Here is a 16,571-nt window from a genome sequence, read left to right on the forward strand (position 1 = left end):
CCGCTCACAGATCGAAGCGCTCGAACTCCAGGCTGAACTGGCCGCGTCCCTGGGTGAGACTGCGCAGCGTCGTGGCATAACCGAGCAAGGGCTCCAGCGCGGCCTCGGCCCGGATCGTGGCCAGATCGTCCTGGATCTCGGTGGCCTGGATCAGGGCGCGCCGCGCCTGGAGATCGCCGAGCACCGCGCCCAGATTCGGTTCCGGGACGACCACCTCCAGACGCATGACGGGAGTCAGCAACGCCGGACGCGCGTTCTCCAGCGCCTTGCGCAGCGCCTTGCCGACAGCGGCCGCCGTGGCCGCCGGCGTCGAGCCGGCGCCGAAGAGTTCGACCTCCTCGACACTGACCGCCACATCCAGCACCTGAGCGCCCTGGAGCGGCCCGCTGGTCAGGGTGGTGTCGATCGACTCGCGGATCGCCTGGACGTGCGCCTCGTCGAGCTGGGCGCCCTCTGGCCGCAGACGCGGCTCCAGTTCGATCAGGTTGCCGCCTCCCCGCTCGCGCAGCCGGACGCTGACGACGGCGCGCGCCATCAGGTCGGGCTGGCGCGGATCGGGCGTGGGTGGCGGGGCGAACAGCGCCTCGGCGCTGGCCGGCTGAGTGATGGTTTCGCGCGTGGCCACGGCCGGCCGGCCGACGCGCACACCGACGCCGAACTCGCGCTCCAGACGCTCGATGACGATCTGCAGGTGCAGCTCGCCCATGCCTCTGAGCAGACGCTGGCCGGTCTCGGGGTCCTCCTCGACGCGCAGTGTGGGGTCTTCCTGCCGGACCTTGCCCAGCACCTCGACGAGCTTGTCCTCCTCGGTGCCGGCCGCCGGCTCGATGGCCAGCCCGAGCACGGGGTCGTGGGCCTGGATGCGCTCCAGGCTCAGCACCTGACCCGGCGTACAGAGGGTATCGCCCGTAGTGGCGAAGCGCAGTCCGGCCAGGAGCACGATGTCTCCGGCCTCGGCCAGATCGCGCTTGGTCTTCTTGCCGGCATCGACCTCGAACAACCGCGCGACCTGTTCACGCTGCACGCGCCCGTCGGCGGTCAGGAACTCGATCGCATCGCCCGGTGAGAGCCGCCCGCGATAGAGCCGGGCGAAGACATGGCGGCGCCCGTCCCAGAGCTGGACCTTGAAGGCGAGCGCGGCGAGCGGGCCGTCCGGGGCCATGACGACCTCCTCGTGCGTCCCGTCGGGCCGCTCGGCGAGCGCGGCGGGTCGGTCGAGCGGGGCCGGCAGGAAGTCGATCACGCCATCGAGCAGCGGCTGTACGCCCAGATTGCGCAGCGCGCTGCCGCCGTAGCAGGGAAAGAGCGTACCCGCCAGGGTTCCGGCGCGGATGGCGGCCCGCAGTTGCTCGGGCGACGGCTCCCCGCCGGAGAGCACCAGATCGGCCAGGGACTCGTCGACCTCGGCGGCGGCCAGTGCCAGCGCCTCGCGCCGCGCGCGGTGACGCTCCCAGATCTCGGGCGGACAGGGGTCGACGATCACCTGCTCGCCCTGCTCGCCGATGAAACGAATCAGCGTTCGGTCGATCAAATGCAGGACGCCGCCGGCCTCGGGCACCGGAACCGTGATCGGCACCGGCTCGGCGTGCAAACGCTGCTTGACGGACGCCAGACAACGGTCAAAATCCGCGCCCGGACGATCCATCTTGTTGATGAACAGCAGCGCCGGCAGCTTGAAGCGCGCGCGCTGACGCCACACCGTCTCGGTCTGGGGTTCGACGCCCCGGACACCATCGAGCACGATGACGCCGCCATCGAGCACCCGCAGGGCGCGCTCGACCTCGATCGAGAAATCGACGTGTCCGGGCGTGTCGATGAGCTGGATCAGATGCTCACGCCACCGGGCCTGGGTGACGGCGGCGGTGATGGTGATACCGTGGCGCTGTTCCTCGGCCAGATAGTCCATGTGGGCCGCGCCATCGTGCACCTCGCCGATCTTGTGCGAGGCGCCGGTGTAGAACAGGATGCGCTCGGTGAGCGTCGTCTTGCCCGCGTCCACGTGAGCAGCAACCCCGATATTGCGAACGTGCGACGATCGGGATGGTTTTTTCATCGCTTTGCAACAGGAGCTAGAGAGATTTATGAGAGGTCTTGAACTTGGCGGACGCCCCCGAGCCTGGCTCGTGCCGGCGCTCTGCGCATCGCTGCTCGGCTGGGGCGCGCACCAGGGCGCCTGGGCCGAGACCTTCCGGCTGGAGAACCCCAACGACTCGGTCGTGGGCACGCCCTTCTATTTCACGGCACGCGCCAAGGATACACTGCTCGACATCGCCCGCCAGAACAATCTGGGCTTCGACGACATGCGTCAGGCCAACCCCAAGGTCGATATCTGGGTGCCGGGCGAGGGGACTCAGGTACTGGTTCCGGCCTTCTATGTGCTGCCGAATGTGCCGCACCAGGGAATCGTGGTCAATCGCGCCGAGAAACGGCTCTATTACTACCCGCCCAACAGCCCCAACGAGGTGCGCATCTATGCCATCACCGTAGGCAAGGATGCCATGGCCACGCCGCTGGGCAATTTCGACGTCATCGAGAAACGCAAGGATCCGACCTGGACACCCGGGCCGCAGGTGCGCGCCAACCATGCCGCCAAGGGGCACATCCTGCCGCCTACGGTGCCGCCGGGGCCGGACAATCCGCTCGGGCGTTTTGCCATGCGTCTGAGCAATCCGGATTATCTGATCCACGGCACCAACCAGCCCTGGGGCATGGGCCTGGAGGTCAGCGGCGGCTGCATCCGGATGTATCCGGAAGGGATCGAGGAACTCTATGGAATGGCCGATCTCAAGACGCCCGTGGCCATCATCGATCAGCCCTACAAGTACGGCTGGCTGGGTGACGAACTCTATCTGGAAGTGCAGACCGGAGAGAAGAGTGTCCGCCTGTCCTATCGCTCAGTGATTCCCGAGTCGGTGGCGAACGCGGAGGGGGTGACGATCGATTGGGAGGCCGTGAAACAGGCCGTCGAGGAAGACTCCGGTGTCCCACAGGTCGTGGGACACCGGAGCGGATCAGGTCAAGCGAATCACTTGCCCATGATCTTCTGATACATCCGGTCCAGACGCTCGGTGTTGGAGTTGCAGCACGCCTGGGCACTGTTGGCAGTGTCCATGGCCTGCTGAGCCATGTCGCGAGCGGTCTGGTCGGTGGTGCAGCCGCCGAGCAGCAGCAGAGCGGCGACAGAGATGGAAGCAGCCTTGACGATCTTGGTCATGATGAATCTCCGAGTTGTGGGCCTTGCGGCCTATATGTTAACACATGGTGCGTAAGTCTACCGAGCCACGCCCGAACCCTACGCCGCCTGACACTGGATCGGTCATGGCGCTGCATTGAATGGGGTGTGCTCGTTTGGTCCCGTCCCCCATCGGCTGGATACTGATCCAACCCAAGGAGCCGGTCTCCGGCGTAAAGCTTGGGCCAAATTCAATGAGACATCAAGCCCACAATCATACCGATCGGCGGATTTTTTACAACGCTCCGCTGGAGGCTCGGTGCGATGTTCGCTCCCGTCGCGGACGACAGATGCAAAAAAAACAGCCAAAACATTGTTTTTAAAAAACAAAGCGATTTTTTACACGCTTAGACAAAACCATTGAGTCACGTGCTATCCATGAATCCCCTTCCCTTCGCTCGACGTCAACAAGCGCCGATCGTTTCCAGATCACATCCACTTGACGCCCCAAAACAACACTGTTGCATTTCAGGCCAAATTCGCGATTCGAGAATAGATTATGCCCATGCCATGACCGGAGTCTTGCTGCGTGCAGGATTCTTTTTGTGTTCGAACATACCTGTCCCCACCCCGTTTGCGCCTGCCAGCGTCCGCGCTGACGGTTCATGCGCGGCGTACGCCTGAGGAAATCCGATGCATCGTTATTACGGACGCGCCACGGACGCTCACAGCGAACCGCCTTTTCGCTGCGATGGCTTCGTGCGGGCCGGCGAAATCGTCGACGCGACGGGCGAGCGCATCGCCTTGAGCCAATTGCCGCCCTTTCTACGAGCGCTCATGGTCACGGATGGCACCGTCACCAAGATCCTGGAAGCCTATTTCTGGGAGCCGGTCGTTGTCGATACGTTGGAGCAGCGTTTCGAGGTGGCGCTGGAGCCTGTGCCCTGGCTCGACGTCGAGCGCGGAGACTCCTGCCTGATCCGCGATGCCCAGCTGCGTGGTGTCGACAGCGGACGTTGTTTCGCCGAAGCCTTTTCACTGATCCGTACCCAGCTCATCCCGCCCGACTTCCGCCGTCGGCTCATCGATCGTGAGATCGGTATCGGCGTCCTGATCCGCGACAGCGGACTGGAGAGCTATCGCGAGGTATTGGACGTGGGATTGGAACGAACGGCCGATGGCAGAGCAGCGGTGTTCCGTACCTACCGCATCACGATCGAGCATCAGCCGGTGATTCTGATCACCGAATACTTTCCGTTGGAGCTGTATCGTTAGGCGAGCGAGCAAGCCGCTCGACACAATCCAACCACCTTCGTACTGAAAACGGCGTGATATAGTAGGCATCGCTGACAAGACCATTCTTGATCCGCGCCTCGTCAGCCCCTCGACGGTCATGCGCTCAACACGCCGACCGGCGACTGGCTGAGGTGCGGTTCGATCTGAGTTCGAATATCGATGTCGACCGACACACAACATGGCGAGTCGTCCCTGCTGATCCAACTCCAGCATGGACTCAAGCGCGAGCAGTTCGAACGCGCCCTGCACGATATCCGCGCCGGCTGGAAGCGGCGCGAGCTCTGGATGACGCTCGGTCTCCAGGACGTGCGCCAACGCTATCGGCGCTCCAAACTGGGGCCGTTCTGGATCACGCTGTCGATGGCGATCATGGTTCTGGCGCTCGGGTTGCTCTACGGACAGATCTTCGGTCAGGATCTGCACGACTACCTGCCCTTCCTGGCCGCCGGCTTCGTCATCTGGGGGCTGATCGCCAGCCTCGTCAATGACGGCTGTCAGTCCTTCATCCTCGCCGAGGGCATGATCCGCCAGCTCAACGCGCCGCTGTCGATCTACGCCTATCGCGGCCTCTGGTCGACCCTGATCGCCTTCGCTCACAATATCTGGGTCTTTTTGGGCGTTGCGCTCTGGTTCGGGGTGGATCTCAACTGGAATCTGCTGTGGGTGCCGGTCGCACTCCTGATGCTGTTTTTGAATGGTTTGTGGATGGCGCTCTTCCTCGGTCTGCTGAGCGCGCGCTTTCGCGACGTGCCACTGATCATCGGCAGCGTGGTGCAGGTGCTGTTCTTCATCACGCCGGTCATCTGGAAACCCGACATGCTGCCGGGACGCGCGCTCTGGCTCGATCTCAACCCCTTCTACCACCTGGTCGAGATCATGCGCGCCCCGTTGCTCGGTCAACCACCGTCACTCGGCAACTGGCTGACGGTCATCGCCATCACGATCATCGGCTGGGCGGTGGCGCTCTTCTTCTATTCGGCCTACCGCTGGCGCGTCGCTTACTGGGTTTGAGGGAGAGTATCTTGGCCTCGATCACGCTGGAGAACGTCTCGGTCTCCTTTCCCGTCTACAGCGCCTCGACGCGCTCGCTCAAGAACCGCCTGATCCAGAGCGCAACCGGCGGCCAGATCCGCGCTGATACGGTCTCGCAGCGCATCTCGGTGGTGCAGGCGTTGCAGGACATCAACATCACGCTCGAAGACGGCGACCGGCTCGGACTCATCGGTCACAACGGCGCCGGAAAGACCACGCTGCTGCGGGTGCTCGGCGGGATCTATGAACCGAACAGCGGACGGGTGGATGTCCAGGGTTCGACCGTACCCCTGTTCGACATCGCGCTCGGGATGAACCAGGAGAGCACCGGCTACGAGAACATCATCCTGCGCGGACTCTTCCTCGGGCTATCGCGCCAGAAGATCCACGCCATGATGGACGAGATCGCCGAGTTCACCGAATTGGGCGACTTCCTCGATCTGCCGATCCGCACCTACTCGGCCGGCATGCAGATGCGGCTGGCCTTTGCGGTCTCGACCTCGGTGGTGCCGGACATCCTGCTGCTCGACGAGGGCATCGGAGCCGGTGATGCGTCTTTTCTGCACAAAGCGCGTGAGCGTCTGGAGCGCTTCACCGAGCGCGTCTCCATCATCGTGCTGTCTTCGCATTCGGAGGATCTGGTGCGCAGCATGTGCTCCAAGTCGCTGCTGATGGAGCATGGCCGGGTGGTCTTCGCCGGCCCGACCGACGAGGCGCTGGAGCGTTATCGGGCCATGCGTGGATGGTAAACCTTCAGAATCAACGACTGACCTGATGCAGATGGAAGCGGTGACGCAGGAAGCCCTGGAAGTGTTTGACCTCTTCCAGCGCCAGCTTCAGACGCCCGACCTCGATGCGGTTGAGATGGTCGAGCGGCAGATAGTTGGTCAGCGGCTCGCCGCGTTCGAGCGTCAGCAACTGGGCGCGGAGGCGTAGCGCGATCAGGAAGTCGAAGGCTGCCAGCAGGCTGTCGGCCTGATGCGCCTCCAGGATGCCGGCCTGTTGGAGTCCGCGCACCCGATCATGGGTGCGGCCCGCGCCGATGCCGGCCTGGAGCGCCATCGCCTTCAAGCCCTCGGTGATGGCGAAAACCCCCGCCTTCTTGACCTCGATACAGCCGCGATGCGGGCCGCGCCGCTCGGTCTTGACGCGCCCGAACCAGTCGAGCGGCGGCCGGAAGGCCACGGCATTGGCGACACTGTGGACCAGGAACAGATTGTTGCCGCGCAGCTTGGCGATGATGTCGGCCTTGAGTTGCTGCTCGAACGACTCGTCGCCATAGAGGGTGCGCAGGTCGAAGAACATGCTGCCCGAAAGGATGTTGCTGGGCGTCGGGGTGCGCAGCCATTTGTCGAGCATCTGTTTCCAGCCGCTCACACTGCGTCGCCACTCAGCGTTCTTGGCCATGATGCCGCCTGAGCAGGCCGGTACGCCGATGTCGATCAGATTGTCGATCAGGTCGACGCTGAAGGCGCGCAGTCGTTCCAGCTCGACTTCGGACAGATCGTCGGCATGGACGATGGCGTTGTCCTGGTCGGTGGCCAGGGTCTGCTCGCGCCGCCCCTCACTGCCGAGCACCAGGAAGGCGAAGCGGTCGGTGAGATCCGGATAGCGTGCCGCGCGCACCAGCTCGATGAGCCGGATCAGCAGCCGGTCGTTGAGCAGGGCCACGGTCTGGACCAGATCGCGGGTCGCCACGCCGGTGCCGCGCAGATGGAGCACCAGGTGTTCCATGCGCTCGCGCAGCGTCTTGAGTTCTTCAGGCGTCTCCGCCTCCTCGATCTCCTTCATGAGCTGCTGGGGCGAGCGGCTGTGCAGACGCAGCGCATCGGTATCGGTGACGATGCCGCGCAGCCGACCCTCGGCATCGACCACGCACAGCCGATGAATGCGCCGCCGGCTCATCAGGTAGAGCGCCTCGAACAGATAGTCGCTCTCGCGGATGGTGACGAGCGGGCTGTTCATGATGTCGCGCGCGCTGCGCTCGCGCGGGTCGATGCCGGGGGCCACCACCTTGTTGCGCAGATCGCGATCGGTGACGATGCCGACCGGCTCCTCGCCGTCGCGCACCACGACGCTGGAGATATTGCGCACACGCATCAGCTCGGCGACCTCGATCAGCGACAGATCCGGCGCGCAGGTCACGACATCCGTCTGACAGATCTTGCTGATCGGGGTGAAGAAGACGTTTTCAGCGGACATGGTGGCCTTCGTGTGTTGTGCTTTGGGTCCGAATGGACAGGATTGACCGACGTGAAAGCAGAGCGCCGCACCTGTGGGAATTCTAATCCCGGCAATCCCAAAAAGCGTGTCGATCCTGTCTATTGTCAGGATCGATGGCCGATATGGCGCGCTCGCCGCCCGCCCGCTGCTCTCACCCCGCCCGCGCCGCTGAGACGAACAACCAGGCCCCGGCCAGATAGGCCGCCGCGATCAAACCGGCCGCTGCCTGCTCGGGCAGCCAGTGGCCCGGGCCGAGCAGCAGCACCAGGGTCGCGCAGATCAGCAGCGTCGCGCCGCCGATGGACTTGAGCATGGAGCCGGAGGCCGTCGCCTGATGCTCGCGCACCTGCGCCTGATCGAACTTGGCACTGCGCACCTGCTTGTCGTAGGCCATCAGCATCCGATAGGCGATCAGCGGGAGTTCGGGCGCCTGATCGGCGACCGAATAGAGATTGCGCTTGGTGCGGTCGAACAGCCCCTTCAGGCCGACCTGATCCTTCATCCAGCGCTCCATGTAGGGCTTGGCCGTGGTCCAGAGATCGAGTTCGGGATAGAGCTGTCGCCCCAGCCCTTCGATGTTGAGCAGGGTCTTCTCCAGCAGCACGAGCTGTGGCTGGATCTCCATGTCGAAGCGGCGCGCGGTCTGGAACAGACGCACTAGGAAGTGACCGAACGAGATCTCAGACAGCGGCTTTTCGAAGATCGGCTCACTGACGGTGCGGATCGCCGCCTCGAACTCATCGACCCGCGTGCCGGGCGGCACCCAGCCGGACTCGACATGCAGCTCAGCCACGCGCCGGTAGTCGCGCTCGAAGAAGGCGAGCAGGTTCTCGGCCAGATAACGCTGATCCTCGGTCGTGAGCGTGCCGACGATGCCGAAATCGATCGAGATATAGCGCCCCGACGGCTCGACGAAGATGTTGCCCGGATGCATGTCGGCGTGGAAGAAGTTGTCGCGGAACACCTGGGTGAAGAAGATCTCCACCCCGCGCTCGCCGAGCTGCTTCATGCTCACACCCTGTGCCTTGAGCTTCTCGACCTCGCCGACCGGGGTGCCGTAGATACGCTCCATCACCATGACGTTGGGCCGGGTCCAGTCCCAATAGATCTCGGGGATATAGAGCATCTCACTGCCGAGCCAGTTGCGCCGGATCTGCGAGGCATTGGCCGCCTCGCGCTGGAGATCCAGCTCGTCGTAGATGGTCTTCTCGTACTCGCGCACCACCTCGATCGGACGCAGGCGGCGCCCGTCCTTCCAGTACTTGTGGGCCAGATGCGCCACGGCGTACATCAGCCCCAGATCCTGACGGATTGTGCGCTCGATGCCGGGGCGCAACACCTTGACCACCACCTCGGTGCCGTCTTTCAGGCGCGCGGTGTGGACCTGGGCGATGGAGGCCGAGGCCAGGGGCACCGGATCGAACTGATCGAGCACCTCCTCGATCGGCCGCCCCCAGGCCTTTTCGATCAGGGCACGTGCGGCGGCCCCATCGAAGGGCGGGACACGATCCTGGAGCTTGGCCAGTTCCACCGCCAGATCGTCCGGCAGCAGATCGCGCCGGGTCGAGAGGATCTGCCCGAACTTGACGAAGATCGGCCCCAGATCCTCCAGCACCAGCCGCACGCGCGCCGGATAGGGCGGCAGGTCGCGCTTGACCCAGTGCCAGGGCAGCAGATACTTGATCCAGCGCAGCGGCCGGAACAGATGGGTGGCGAGAATGACTTCGTCGAGACCGTGACGGAGCAGAACCCAATTGATGCGAAACAGACGCAACGCCTGACGTGGACCCATCATGACTGGAGGCCGGTCTCCTGAGCCTGTTTGGCGAGGCGCTCGATGCGTGCGGCCAGACGCTCGACGTCGTCGCGCAGCGTGTCGACCTGATTCAGGAACGCCTCGACCTCATAACGGGTCGGCAGCAGACGCCGTTCCTCTTGCAGATATTCGGTGAGATTGGCCGTCATCGAGGCCGAGGTGCGCCGGCTCCAGCGCTCGGCGTCGCGCACCCGGTTGCCGACCTGACGTGCGAAGGGATCGCCGATGACGCGCGCCAGTTGCTCTTCCCAGTCCACGTTCAGCCGCGCCAGCGCCGCGCTGAAGTCCTGGGCGAGCGCGGTGTCGCCCGAGATCTCGACCTCGCCGGAGACGAGCGAGGTCTCCTTGCGCTCGGCCATGCCCAGCCGCGCCAGACCCAGCGGCGAGCCCTGGATCAGGCAGTCCGGCTCGGCCCCATAGGCGCCGAAGAGTTGCAGACCGCGCGCGCCCGGAATCACGGTGATGCGCGTACCGAAGCCCTTGACCTCGATGGCGATGAGGCGCCCTTCGAGCGGATCGAAGGCCGCCGCGCCCTCGGGATCGAGCGCGAGATAGCGGTTGAGCGCCTGCTCGACGACCGCGAGCAGCGCATCCGGGATCTGGAGGCCGCTCGAACTCATAGCTTGTACCCGCGATGGATGGCGACGATGCCGCCGGTGTGGTTGAAGTATTCGCAACGCTCGAAGCCGGAGGCTTCCATCATCGAGCGCAGCGTCTCCTGATCCGGATGCATGCGGATCGACTCGGCCAGATAGCGGTAGCTCTCGGAATCGTTGGCCACCAGCTTCCCCAGCGTCGGCAGCACAGAGAACGAGTAGGCGTCGTAGACCTTGCTCAGCGACTTGGTGGTCGGATGCGAGAACTCCAGGATCAGCGCCCGTCCGCCCGGCTTGAGCACGCGGAACATCTCATCGATGGCGTTCTGCTTGTGGGTGACGTTGCGCAGACCGAAACCGATGGTGACACAGTCGAACAGATCGCTCTCGAAGGGGATCTGCTCGGCGTTGACCAGACTGTACTGGATATTGCCGACCCGACCGCGATCGAGCATCCGGGTCCGGCCCTCGCCGAGCATGGCGGCGTTGATGTCAGTCATCACCACCAGCCCGTCTGGACCGACCAGACCCGAGAAGCGGTAGGCCAGATCGCCGGTGCCCGAGGCCAGATCCAGCACCCGCTGGCCCCGGCGCACGCCCGAGAGTTCGATGGCGTGGCGCTTCCAGAGTCGGTGGATGCCGAGCGACATCAGATCGTTCATCACATCGTAGCGCGTGGCGACCGAGTCGAAGACCTCGCGCACGCGCTTGGCCTTCTCCTGGACCGGCACCTGCTTATAGCCGAAATGGGTGGTGTTCTGATCGGACATGCTGTATCCCGGTGACGAATTGGGGTTCATGGGCGCGGACACGCACCCACGGCGATGGGCGCCTATCTTAAACCGTCGCGGCGCGCCGTGGGTGATTGGCACGCTCGTGGATCGATCAGGACTGGAGCACCTTGCGCATGTGGCCGGCCTGCTTGAGCTCGTCGAGATAGGCGTTCCAGCGTTGCTCGTACTCGGCGCCGAGACGGTAGAGATAGTCCCAGGAATAGAGGCCGGTGTTGTGCTCGTCGTCGAAGTGCAGACAGACGGCATAGTTGCCGACCGGTTCGATGCGGTCGATGCCGACGTCCTCCTTGCCGACCTGGAGCACGCGCTCGTCCGGGCTATGACCCTGGACTTCCGCCGAGGGCGAATAGACGCGCAGATATTCGCACGGCAGCTTGAAGCGGGTGCCGTCCTCGTAGGCGATTTCGAGCACGCGGGATTGACGGTGCAGATTCAACTCGATGGGTACTGGCATGATGTCTCGAATCCGTGGTCGGTGGTCTGAAACTACAGGATGTAACGCGACAGATCCTCGTCGGCGGCGAGATCGGCCATGTTCTGGTCGACATAGGCGGCGTTGATGGTCACGGTCACGCGGTCGAGTTCGGTGGCGTTGTAGGAGACATCCTCCAGCAGCCGCTCCAGGACCGTGTGCAGACGCCGCGCGCCGATGTTCTCGGTCTTCTCGTTGACCTGCCAGGCGATCTCGGCGATACGGCGGATGCCGTCTTCGGTGAACTCCAGATTCACGCCCTCGGTGGCCAGCAGGGCTTTGTACTGGTCGGTGAGCGAGGCGTCCGGCTCGGTGAGGATGCGCACGAAGTCGTCCGTGCTCAGGGCTTTCAGCTCGACCCGGATCGGCAGTCGACCCTGGAGTTCGGGGATCAGGTCCGAGGGCTTGGACAGATGGAAGGCGCCCGAGGCGATGAACAGGATATGGTCGGTGCGCACGGCGCCATGCTTGGTCGAGACGGTACTGCCCTCGACCAGCGGCAGCAGGTCGCGCTGCACGCCTTCGCGCGAGACATCGACGCCGCTGGTGCCTTCGCGCTTGGCCACCTTGTCGATCTCGTCGATGAAGACGATGCCGTTCTGCTCGACGTTCTCTAGTGCGCGCAGCTTCATCTCTTCGTCGTTGACGCGCTTGGCCGCTTCCTCGTCCTTGAGCAGCTTGCGCGCGTCGCGGATGCGCAGCTTGCGCCGTTTCGTCCGGCTCTGACCGAGATTCTGGAACAACCCCTGGAGCTGGTTCGACATCTCTTCCATGCCGGGCGGGGCCATGATCTCGACCCCGAGTGGTGCGGCCGAGACCTGGATCTCGATCTCGCGGTCGTCCATGTCGCCGGAGCGCAGTTTGGTGCGCAGTTTTTCGCGCGTGGCCGAGCTGACCGTCGAGCGGCTGTCTTCCTCGAAGTCGGACGGCGGCGGCAGCAGCACGTCGAGAATGCGCTCCTCGGCGGCCGCCTCGGCCAGATCGGCGAGCTTGGCCATCTCCTGCTCACGCGCCATCTTCACGCCGATGTCGGCCAGATCGCGGATGATCGAATCGACCTCGCGTCCGACATAGCCGACTTCGGTGAACTTGGTCGCCTCGACCTTGATGAAGGGCGCGTTGGCGAGCTTGGCCAGCCGGCGGGCGATCTCGGTCTTGCCCACACCGGTCGGGCCGATCATGAGGATGTTCTTGGGCGTGATCTCGGAGCGCATCGGCTCTTCGATCTGGGCGCGGCGCCAGCGGTTGCGCAGCGCGATGGCCACGGCGCGCTTGGCGTCGCTCTGGCCGACGATGTGTTTGTCGAGTTCGGCGACGATGCGTTGGGGGGTGATTTCAGACATGGAAGCTGCTGGTCGATTGGGCCGGCCGGGGATTGTCGGTTGTCGTCAGTGTGAACACACGGATTTGGGCGACGGCTGGAGCGGATCCGGTCAATCCGTCTTGGCGTCCAACTCCTCGATGACGAGATTGTGGTTGGTGTAGACGCAGATGTCGGCGGCGATGTGGAGACTCTTTTCGACGATCTCGCGCGCCGGGAGTTCAGTGTTGGCGACCAGGGCGCGCGCGGCCGAGAGCGCGAAGGAGCCGCCCGAACCGATGGCCATGATGTCCTGCTCGGGTTCGATGACGTCACCCGTGCCGGAGAGGATGAGCGAGGTGGTGGAGTCGGCGATGCACAGCAGGGCTTCGAGCCGGCGTAACATGCGATCGGTGCGCCAGTCCTTGGCCATCTCGACCGCCGCGCGGGTCAGATGGCCCTGATGCTTTTCGAGCTTGCCCTCGAAGCGCTCGAACAGGGTGAAGGCGTCGGCGGTGGCTCCGGCGAAGCCGGCCAGCACCCGCCCCTTGTAGAGCCGGCGCACCTTGCGCGCATTGCCCTTCATGACGGTCGGGCCGAGCGAGACCTGACCGTCGCCGCCGATCACGACCGTGTCGCCGCGTCGTACCGAGAGGATTGTCGTACCGCGAAGATTTTCCATTGAACTTGACTGCCGAACGCTGGACTGCGGACATCTTAATCGAAAAGCGCCGCGACCCCGAAACGCCATCGTTGGCGAACAGCGCTACGAAGCGCGCCGATAGTCGGCTCGCGAGCCGGTCAGATCCCAGGCGAAGGTGCAGTCCAGATGCGACAGCACCGAGATCAGCCCGCTCTCGCCGTCTTCGATCATGACCGCCACCGGGGCACGGCGTCCGAACTGCTTGTTGGCGCGCCGCACCCAGAGCTTGCGCATCTCGGGATTGCGCGGGAAATAGGTGTGGAGCGCCTGCTCGATGCGGTTCAGATAGGCCACGCGCCGGTTGACCGCCGGGTCGTCGGGAAAGACGTCCTGATCGTGGAAGCGCCCGATGTGGCGCGCCTTGATCGTCTCCGGCAGTTGCAGGAGACCGGCGATGTCGCGTGCGGCCAGTCCCCAGTCCTCCAGGAGCTGCATGGTGCGACGGGTCAGCCGCAGGCGTTCGTCGAGTGTGAGTTCGGTCATGGGCAGCCTCTCGATCCGGATTGTTGCGGTCGTGGACGCGATTCAAGCGTTGAAATGGCGTCGATATGACCGGGTTCCAAGCTCAGGATCGCGTGATGCGCATGATGCGGTCGACCGGCGGGATGAGCCGCACCCGGCGCATGATGCGCGCGAGATGATGGCGGCTCTTGACCAGGATGCGGAATTCGAGATCCGTCATCACACCATCCTTCTCGATGGTCTGGACGTTCTCGATGTTGGAGCCGAGTTCGGCGATCGCCCCGGCGATCACGGCCAGCACGCCGCGCCGATTGCTGACCTCGACCCGGATCTCGGTGGCGAACTCGCCCTCGGGTTCCCTGGACCACTCGACATCGAGCCGCTTGTCGCGCTTGCCTTCCAGCCCGCCGAGATTACGGCACTCGGCGCGATGGACCACGATGCCGCGCCCCGGACTGAAGACGGCCGTGATGGCATCGCCCGGAATCGGGCGGCAGCAGCCCGCGAAGTTGACCACCATGCCCTCGGTGCCCCGGATGGCGAGCCGGTGCGGATGCACGTCCCGATCGCCCCGTTCAGCGGCAGGCGCGTCGGACTCCTCGCCCTCGATACCCGCCAGACGCCGCGCGATCAGCGGCGCCAGCCGGTTGCCCAGACCGATCTCGCCGAACAGATCCTCCAGGCTCCCCAGACCCGTTTCCTCCAGATAGGCCGCCAGACGCAGGGGCTCGAGCGTCTCGACCTCAGCGCCCAGCGGGGTCAGTTCGGCGTTCAGCAGCCGTCGACCAAGCGCCTGGGCCTCGCGCTGCTTGATGTTCTTGAGGTGTCCGCGGATGTTGACGCGCGCCTTGGCCGTGACTACGAAGTTCAGCCAGCCCGGATTGGGCCGCGCGCCGGGCGCGGTGATGATCTCGACCGTCTGACCATTGCGCAGCGGCGTGCTCAGCGGCGCCATGCGCCGGTCGATGCGCGCGGCCACGCAGGTGTTGCCCACGTCAGAGTGGATGGCATAGGCGAAGTCGACCACGGTCGCGCCGCGCTTGAGCGAGTGAATGCGCCCCTTGGGCGTGAAGACATAGACCTCGCCGGGAAACAGATCGACCTTGACGTGCTCCAGGAACTCGACCGAATTGCCCGCGTCGCGCTGCATCTCCAGCAGGTTCTGCAACCAGTCGGCGGCGAGCGCGGCCGGATTGGCGGTGGAGGACTGGACGCCGTTCTTGTACATCCAGTGCGCGGCGATCCCGGACTCGGCCAGGCGCTGCATGTCCTCGGTGCGGATCTGGATCTCGATCTGGATGCCCTGGGGGCCGATCAGGGCGGTGTGGAGGGATTGATAGCCGTTGGCCTTGGGGATGGCGATGTAGTCCTTGAAGCGTCCGGGGACCGGCTTGTAGAGATTGTGGACCAGTCCCAGTACCCGATAACAGGTATCGACCCGATCGACCGTCACCCGGAAGGCGAAGACATCGGCCAGTTCGGAGAAGCCGCGCGACTTGTCGCGCATCTTGCGATAGATGCCATAGAGATGTTTCTGACGCCCCTCGACCCGGCCCTCGATGTCCTCCTGCTGCAAGGCATGGCGCAGCGCCGTCTCGACCAGACCGATCATCTCGACCCGCGCCCCGCCGCCGCGTCCCTGGAGCGCACGCTGGATGACCCGTCGTCGCCACGGCCAGTAGTGCGCAAAGCCCAGATCCTCCAGCTCGATGCGGATCCAGTTGATCCCGAGCCGATTGGCGATGGGAGCGAAGATGTCGAGCGTCTCGCGCGAGATGCGCCGGCAGGCTTCCGGACTCATCGAGTCGAGCGTGCGCATGTTGTGCAGCCGGTCGGCGAGCTTGATCAGGATGACGCGGATGTCGCGCGTCATCGCCAGCAGCATCTTCTGCAGGCTCGCGGCCTGCGCCTCGGCGCGCGACTTGAAGTCGAGCTTGGTGAGCTTGCTGACCCCATCGACCAGCTCGGCGACCTCCTCGCTGAAGGTCTCGGCCAACTGCGCTTTGTCGACCGGGGTGTCCTCGATGACGTCGTGCAGCAACGCGGCGATCAGACATTGGTAGTCCATGCGCATCTCGGCCAGGATGCGCGCGACCGCCAGCGGGTGATAGATATAGGGCTCGCCCGACTTGCGCTTCTGGCCCTCGTGCGCCTCGGCGCCGAACAGATAGGCGTGGTAGCACTCGCTGATCTGCTCGGGCGGCAGATAGCTCTCCAGATAGGCGCAGAAATCGCTGATCAGATAGCGCGTATCACCGGCGGGACTGAGCGGTTCGACAGGCGGCGTCCAGTCCGATGGTTTGAGTGCCTGAACTTTTTGGGCGGGCGCGTCCGAGCCGGCCGCGCCCGACTCGGGCCGCGCGGCCGGACGTCTGTCGGCGGTGGCCTCGTCAGTCCTTGGCATCCTTTCCGGATTCCGCATCGTCGGCCTCGGGCGTGGCGGCGGCGGCGAATTCCTGAGCCAGCGCCTGTTCCAGAGCCGCCGCCGTGTCGTCCATTTCGCGCTGGGCTTCCTGGATCATGGCGTTGGTGATCTTGCCGGCGGCGATCTCGCGCAGGGCCAGGACCGTCGGCTTGTCGTTCTCCGGCGCCAGCAGCGGCTCGACGCCATTGGCCAGTTGGCGTGCGCGCTTGGTGGCGAGCAGAACCAGATCGAAACGGTTGTCGACGTGTGCGAGGCAATCCTCGACCGTGATGCGGGCCAT

The 16,571-nt window shown here is 64.5% G+C and carries 16 protein-coding genes; 4 read left to right on the top strand and 12 right to left on the bottom strand.

Annotated elements, in window-relative coordinates; genetic code table 11:
• Window positions 1-4 precede the first annotated feature (4 nt).
• Entirely contained in the window at window positions 5-2,053 is a 2,049-nt protein-coding gene (locus ALVIN_RS14800) for an elongation factor G (RefSeq protein ID WP_012972133.1), read from the bottom strand.
• 28 nt (window positions 2,054-2,081) lie between these two features.
• Between ALVIN_RS14800 and ALVIN_RS14805 the strand changes: the two genes are divergently transcribed.
• Window positions 2,082-3,047, top strand: coding sequence for a L,D-transpeptidase family protein (locus ALVIN_RS14805; protein ID WP_012972134.1), 966 nt, complete (start codon window positions 2,082-2,084; stop codon window positions 3,045-3,047).
• Here ALVIN_RS14805 and ALVIN_RS14810 read toward each other — a convergent pair.
• Window positions 3,026-3,214 carry an alanine-zipper protein gene (locus ALVIN_RS14810; RefSeq protein WP_012972135.1) on the bottom strand — a complete coding sequence of 63 codons (189 nt, stop codon included), beginning with the start codon at window positions 3,212-3,214 and terminating at the stop codon, window positions 3,026-3,028. The two genes, ALVIN_RS14805 and ALVIN_RS14810, sit on opposite strands and share 22 nt — an antisense overlap.
• A 651-nt stretch (window positions 3,215-3,865) precedes the next feature.
• On the opposite strand from ALVIN_RS14810, the gene ALVIN_RS14815 reads away from it, so the two are divergent.
• The 3 genes from ALVIN_RS14815 (at window position 3,866) to ALVIN_RS14825 (ending at window position 6,249) form a co-directional block, all read left to right on the top strand.
• Window positions 3,866-4,447 (top strand): chorismate--pyruvate lyase family protein, encoded by a 582-nt coding sequence (locus ALVIN_RS14815; protein WP_012972136.1) that lies wholly within the window; start codon window positions 3,866-3,868, stop codon window positions 4,445-4,447.
• Between the two features lie 180 nt (window positions 4,448-4,627).
• On the top strand, window positions 4,628-5,479 hold the full coding sequence (locus tag ALVIN_RS14820) for an ABC transporter permease (RefSeq protein WP_012972137.1): 852 nt from the start codon (window positions 4,628-4,630) through the stop codon (window positions 5,477-5,479).
• Between the two features lie 11 nt (window positions 5,480-5,490).
• The gene (locus ALVIN_RS14825) at window positions 5,491-6,249 is read left to right on the top strand and encodes an ABC transporter ATP-binding protein (RefSeq protein WP_012972138.1); all 759 of its coding nucleotides are present in this window, start codon (window positions 5,491-5,493) and stop codon (window positions 6,247-6,249) included.
• Window positions 6,250-6,259: 10 nt separating this feature from the next.
• Here the strand turns inward: ALVIN_RS14825 and ALVIN_RS14830 are convergent, their stop codons facing one another.
• The 10 genes from ALVIN_RS14830 to rpoZ all read right to left on the bottom strand — a co-directional run bounded on the left by ALVIN_RS14830 (window position 6,260) and on the right by rpoZ (window position 16,571).
• Window positions 6,260-7,702, bottom strand: a complete 1,443-nt coding sequence (locus ALVIN_RS14830) for a putative nucleotidyltransferase substrate binding domain-containing protein (RefSeq protein ID WP_012972139.1) — start codon at window positions 7,700-7,702, stop codon at window positions 6,260-6,262.
• Window positions 7,703-7,874: 172 nt separating this feature from the next.
• The gene (ubiB, locus tag ALVIN_RS14835) at window positions 7,875-9,518 is read right to left on the bottom strand and encodes a ubiquinone biosynthesis regulatory protein kinase UbiB (RefSeq protein ID WP_012972140.1); all 1,644 of its coding nucleotides are present in this window, start codon (window positions 9,516-9,518) and stop codon (window positions 7,875-7,877) included.
• A complete protein-coding gene (locus ALVIN_RS14840) occupies window positions 9,515-10,159 on the bottom strand; it encodes a ubiquinone biosynthesis accessory factor UbiJ (RefSeq protein WP_012972141.1) in 645 nt (214 codons plus the stop codon). Before ALVIN_RS14840 ends, ubiB begins: the two co-directional genes overlap by 4 nt.
• Entirely contained in the window at window positions 10,156-10,905 is a 750-nt protein-coding gene (gene ubiE / locus ALVIN_RS14845; RefSeq protein WP_012972142.1) for a bifunctional demethylmenaquinone methyltransferase/2-methoxy-6-polyprenyl-1,4-benzoquinol methylase UbiE, read from the bottom strand. Before ubiE ends, ALVIN_RS14840 begins: the two co-directional genes overlap by 4 nt.
• 115 nt (window positions 10,906-11,020) lie before the next feature.
• Window positions 11,021-11,383, bottom strand: a complete 363-nt coding sequence (locus ALVIN_RS14850; RefSeq protein WP_012972143.1) for a gamma-butyrobetaine hydroxylase-like domain-containing protein — start codon at window positions 11,381-11,383, stop codon at window positions 11,021-11,023.
• A gap of 32 nt (window positions 11,384-11,415) precedes the next feature.
• A complete protein-coding gene (gene hslU, locus ALVIN_RS14855; protein WP_012972144.1) occupies window positions 11,416-12,744 on the bottom strand; it encodes an ATP-dependent protease ATPase subunit HslU in 1,329 nt (442 codons plus the stop codon).
• Between the two features lie 90 nt (window positions 12,745-12,834).
• Window positions 12,835-13,383, bottom strand: a complete 549-nt coding sequence (gene hslV, locus ALVIN_RS14860; RefSeq protein WP_012972145.1) for an ATP-dependent protease subunit HslV — start codon at window positions 13,381-13,383, stop codon at window positions 12,835-12,837.
• Between the two features lie 84 nt (window positions 13,384-13,467).
• A complete protein-coding gene (locus tag ALVIN_RS14865) occupies window positions 13,468-13,887 on the bottom strand; it encodes a hypothetical protein (RefSeq protein WP_012972146.1) in 420 nt (139 codons plus the stop codon).
• A gap of 82 nt (window positions 13,888-13,969) precedes the next feature.
• A complete protein-coding gene (locus ALVIN_RS14870) occupies window positions 13,970-16,270 on the bottom strand; it encodes a RelA/SpoT family protein (protein ID WP_012972147.1) in 2,301 nt (766 codons plus the stop codon).
• The gene (gene rpoZ / locus ALVIN_RS14875; RefSeq protein ID WP_012972148.1) at window positions 16,257-16,571 is read right to left on the bottom strand and encodes a DNA-directed RNA polymerase subunit omega; all 315 of its coding nucleotides are present in this window, start codon (window positions 16,569-16,571) and stop codon (window positions 16,257-16,259) included. Before rpoZ ends, ALVIN_RS14870 begins: the two co-directional genes overlap by 14 nt.

Source organism: Allochromatium vinosum DSM 180, from assembly GCF_000025485.1.
Lineage (GTDB): Bacteria > Pseudomonadota > Gammaproteobacteria > Chromatiales > Chromatiaceae > Thermochromatium > Thermochromatium vinosum.

Coding starts and splice junctions, on each gene's coding strand:
- ubiB (WP_012972140.1), bottom strand. CDS start 9,518: ATGATGGGTCCACGTCAGGCGTTGCGTCTGTTTCGCATCAATTGGGTT.
- ALVIN_RS14820 (WP_012972137.1), top strand. CDS start 4,628: ATGTCGACCGACACACAACATGGCGAGTCGTCCCTGCTGATCCAACTC.
- ALVIN_RS14800 (WP_012972133.1), bottom strand. CDS start 2,053: ATGAAAAAACCATCCCGATCGTCGCACGTTCGCAATATCGGGGTTGCT.
- ALVIN_RS14805 (WP_012972134.1), top strand. CDS start 2,082: ATGAGAGGTCTTGAACTTGGCGGACGCCCCCGAGCCTGGCTCGTGCCG.
- hslV (WP_012972145.1), bottom strand. CDS start 13,383: ATGGAAAATCTTCGCGGTACGACAATCCTCTCGGTACGACGCGGCGAC.
- ALVIN_RS14850 (WP_012972143.1), bottom strand. CDS start 11,383: ATGCCAGTACCCATCGAGTTGAATCTGCACCGTCAATCCCGCGTGCTC.
- ALVIN_RS14870 (WP_012972147.1), bottom strand. CDS start 16,270: ATGCCAAGGACTGACGAGGCCACCGCCGACAGACGTCCGGCCGCGCGG.
- hslU (WP_012972144.1), bottom strand. CDS start 12,744: ATGTCTGAAATCACCCCCCAACGCATCGTCGCCGAACTCGACAAACAC.
- rpoZ (WP_012972148.1), bottom strand. CDS start 16,571: ATGGCCCGCATCACGGTCGAGGATTGCCTCGCACACGTCGACAACCGT.
- ubiE (WP_012972142.1), bottom strand. CDS start 10,905: ATGTCCGATCAGAACACCACCCATTTCGGCTATAAGCAGGTGCCGGTC.
- ALVIN_RS14815 (WP_012972136.1), top strand. CDS start 3,866: ATGCATCGTTATTACGGACGCGCCACGGACGCTCACAGCGAACCGCCT.
- ALVIN_RS14865 (WP_012972146.1), bottom strand. CDS start 13,887: ATGACCGAACTCACACTCGACGAACGCCTGCGGCTGACCCGTCGCACC.
- ALVIN_RS14810 (WP_012972135.1), bottom strand. CDS start 3,214: ATGACCAAGATCGTCAAGGCTGCTTCCATCTCTGTCGCCGCTCTGCTG.
- ALVIN_RS14840 (WP_012972141.1), bottom strand. CDS start 10,159: ATGAGTTCGAGCGGCCTCCAGATCCCGGATGCGCTGCTCGCGGTCGTC.
- ALVIN_RS14830 (WP_012972139.1), bottom strand. CDS start 7,702: ATGTCCGCTGAAAACGTCTTCTTCACCCCGATCAGCAAGATCTGTCAG.